Source organism: Methyloglobulus morosus KoM1 (assembly GCF_000496735.2).
Taxonomy (GTDB): Bacteria; Pseudomonadota; Gammaproteobacteria; order Methylococcales; family Methylomonadaceae; genus Methyloglobulus; species Methyloglobulus morosus.
Map to the genome: position 1 here is coordinate 1 of NZ_AYLO01000121.1, position 3,762 is coordinate 3,762.

At 48.4% G+C, this 3,762-nt stretch carries 1 protein-coding gene and 1 pseudogene; both read left to right on the forward strand.

The annotated features are described in order from the left end of the window. Positions 1-516: 516 nt before the first annotated feature. A pseudogene (locus tag MGMO_RS15440) lies at positions 517-1,615 on the forward strand (transposase). A gap of 467 nt (positions 1,616-2,082) precedes the next feature. Continuing rightward, on the forward strand, positions 2,083-3,762 hold a 1,680-nt coding region (locus tag MGMO_RS15445), incomplete at its 3' end, for a hypothetical protein (RefSeq protein ID WP_051384069.1).

The window sequence follows — 3,762 nt, forward strand, 5'->3', positions numbered from 1 at the left end:
TGGCACGGAAAACGCTCTCGTTCTCCAAGGACGCAACGTGGCATGACGGCGTGATCCATTGGTTTGTCGTCTCCTATAATTCAAGCTTATCAGTTAATGTTTAGCCACCACCCAATCTTCAATTTGTAATACAAACAATGCGAATGGGCTTTTAAAACGGTTTGTTGGGTTCGTCAAGGAAAACGTAAGTTAAAGTTCTAGGGCCTATGGGGTAGTAGGACTTAATGATTGCGTCAACCAGAGCCTGTAATAAAAACGATTGCGGCTGTTCAAAATTTGAAAGGGGATAACCGACCCTAATCAGACGGAGGTGAAACTTCTAAGCAAGCCACCAGAGCTGTCAAACCAGACTTTCAGTCTACATTGCAAAACCTATAAGCTGTTTGGTTAAAAATGGTATTATTTGAGCTAGTTGCAAAACTACAGATGTGGACAGGATTTTCCCGTGAAAAGGGTGTAGAAAAGGGCGGCCATTTCTGGCGATGGAGTTTTTCAGGCACACATCAACGCCCTCTTATGAATAATACGCAACCCACTAATTTTCTGCAACGTTGGAATGCCATCCAATACGACCTGATCCCTGAATTAAAGGAGGAAGTGGGATGTCTGACACCGAAATTAGAGAAGCTCATCCATATTTTGGAATGGGTCAGGATTGAAGGGTTTGTTGAGGATGCCTGGTTTGGTGTGGGGCACCCGCCCCATGTTTGGCCAATGCCTTTGTGGCGAAAACAGTCCTGGGGCTATCAACGACAGTGGGCTTGCTTGAGCGACTGCAAATGGATCGGGCTTTAAGGCGGTTATGTGGATTTCCTATGTGGAAGCGCTTGCCCGCCGAAGCGACTTTCTCACGTGCTTTCGCTGAATTTGCGCAGGGCAAATTGGCTGAACGGGTTCATGAAGCGTTGATTAAGGAGCATTTGGGCAAGACCTTGATTGGCCACATCAGTCGTGACGGCACCGCGATTGAAGCACGGGAAAGGCCTACGAAAAAAGCGGGGAAGATTACTAAACTGGCTGAAAAAGTTGTCAAGCGTGGTCGCCCCAAGGCTGGCGAAGTGCGTGAACCGAAGGCGAGCCGAATTGGTCGGCAACTGACACAAACCCTCCCAGTCATACTGGATGAACTATCCAAAGCGTGCGGTCGTGGCAGCAAGTGCAATGCCCAGGGTTACAAGAACAGTTGGAATGGCTACAAACTGCACCTGGATACGGCTGACTGTGGTGTGCCAGTTAGCGCATTACTGACCAGTGCATCCGTGCATGACAGCCAAACGGCTGTGCCGTTATCCTTGATGGGCGCCAGCCGGGTAACGAACTTGTATGACCTGATGGACGCCGCCTACTGTAGCGATGAATTGATGAGGCATAGCCAGGGCCTGGGACATGTGCCGCTAATCGATCATAAGCCGAGAGGTGGCGAAAAGAAACCGTTCGCGCCCCATGAGGCCCGGCGCTACAACGAGCGGACACGGGCAGAAAGAGCCAACGGTCGATTGAAAGATGAATTTGGTGGCGTTTTGTTCGTATCCAGGGGTCTGTGAAAGTTATGGGCCGCTTGATGTTCGGCGTATTGGTTCTCTCAGCAGACCAGTTGATGAGGTTAATGACGTAAATTCATGCGCTTTTGGAGGACAGTCTGTACTGCCAACCGTGGCAGAGCGTTGCTATCAACCAAATTTAGCCAAAAACGCAAAAAAAAGGGAGTTACATGCAAATATTCGAAAATCGGCTTTTCAGGCTGATTGATGTTAAAGAGCAAAACTGCCTAGCCCTGCTTTACTGTGAGTTTTGCAAGAGGCTCTTTAGTTATTAACTAACAGTTTTAAGTGGCTCATGTTACTCTTTACAAGTCAGGATTAATCTGAAAAGTCGCAGAGAATGTTTCCACGGTAAAAATCCGCCTTGAAATTCTCAAGACTATGATTTTACTAAAAGATTAAACTGATTTTTCAACATTATTCGTAAGCATCGTCACTTTTAGAAAATTGGGCCAGCGCCTTTTCATTCAAGCGTGAACAGGGATACTTCGGGCTTTATTCGCTTTGGCGCTGTTAAAGTTACTGACAATAAGGGGATTAAATGTTTATCACAAAGAAGAAAATACGCCTGATAACGCTTGGTTTATTCTTGCTCCTGTTAGCGCTACAACTACAAAACTCCGCATTTGGCTTTACCCAAGGCGCGGTACACGTGGGTTCCGTGGTTCCCCAAGGCCACGAATGGATAACTCGACAGGCTGCGATCGAAGTGTTGGGCGGTGAGCGCGCGCTCAAGCCTGATCCAAAGGATCCGCGTAAGGATTGGCCTGCATCCGCCAAAGCCCAAGACCTCTCGCTGGACGGTGCGGAACAGTTCGTTGCGCAAATCAAACGTCAACTCATCAATGTCAAAGATGATATTCCTTATGCCGCCACCTACACACCGGTATTCGAAGCTATTCTGGGTGAACGTTGGGTTGATATTGGCGGTTTCAATTTCTTGGAGTCGAGTAAATTTGACACGGTTGACTGCCTTGACCGGGTAACGCAGGAAGCGCCCGATATCCAGTACGACCACTTCATGCGTAAACCCAGTGATGTCAATGCGCAAGGCGGCATCAATTCTGCGCAACTGTCAACACAACGCTTCATTGAATATTTCGTCAAGGCGGCAATGGCAGATGACGGCACAATGAAGGTTTGGGATGGCGGCGGCTTAGCCGGTGAAGCTACTGTGAATCGCCAGTTTTTCCTATTCGGGCGTGCCTTGCACTTGTTTGAAGACTCCTTTAGCCCAGACCATACCGTCAGGGTAGGGGAAGACTTTTACCGTCAGGTGCGGCAGGTAAAGAGTTATCTGTGTGCCAATGGTTCGGAACAGCATGCACACTTGAAGCCGCCATCGGCAAGTTTCTATGCAACAGGTGACGTTATCTGGAACACTATGTTGCCAAAACCAGACCCGTATGACTGGTCGGCATACCAACCCAATAATATAAGGCCCTATGCCCTAGCAGCGATTGAGGGCAGTAAAGATGCTTGGGCAGCCTTCATTCGCACCATGGCAAAACCAAGGGCGCAACGCGCTGCTTATGCACGGGAACAAGCCACCCAAGTTGCCAAAAATTGGCTAACATTCAACGACCAGGAGATGCGCACCTGGTATTCGGCACCAGGACACCGGGGGACTACCTATGTCAAGGCTTCCCCTATCGCGGGCAACGAAGATGGCGGTAATGGCACCACCGTGGAACAGTGCATGGGAAGGGATTGGCAAGGGGAAAGTCAGGCCAAGAAATTGAAGGAGTTTGAAGAAGGCAGAAGGCTTTGCCTTTACAATATGGTGCCTGACATGGCAAACACCGACTCTGATCCGCAACTCCATTCCCCGTTTTTTTGGAGATGGCGCAATTGGTCATATTTAGAAACGCCACCCACCGGTTGGAACTTCGAGAATCCGCCCCAAACACGCACAGTAAGGATCAGCATTGCCAATCGCACGAATCAAGTCAAATTGCATGGAGTTGATTATGTTTACAATGATAACCCTTGTCATGACCGCTCCTGTTGGGATCTTCTAGAAAAAACCACCCTGGCGTTTGATGTAGAACTAAAGCCAAGCATTCCGTTGGAACATCAGATACTTACCTTTAAGGTCGTAGGTATGGACAATAAAGTCTTGGGACGCTCCAATTATGGACGAATCTATCTATATCCCCCTGACGGCACTACACTTTTTACCTTGAAACGACGCGATGACGGTTTTTACAACATATACAAC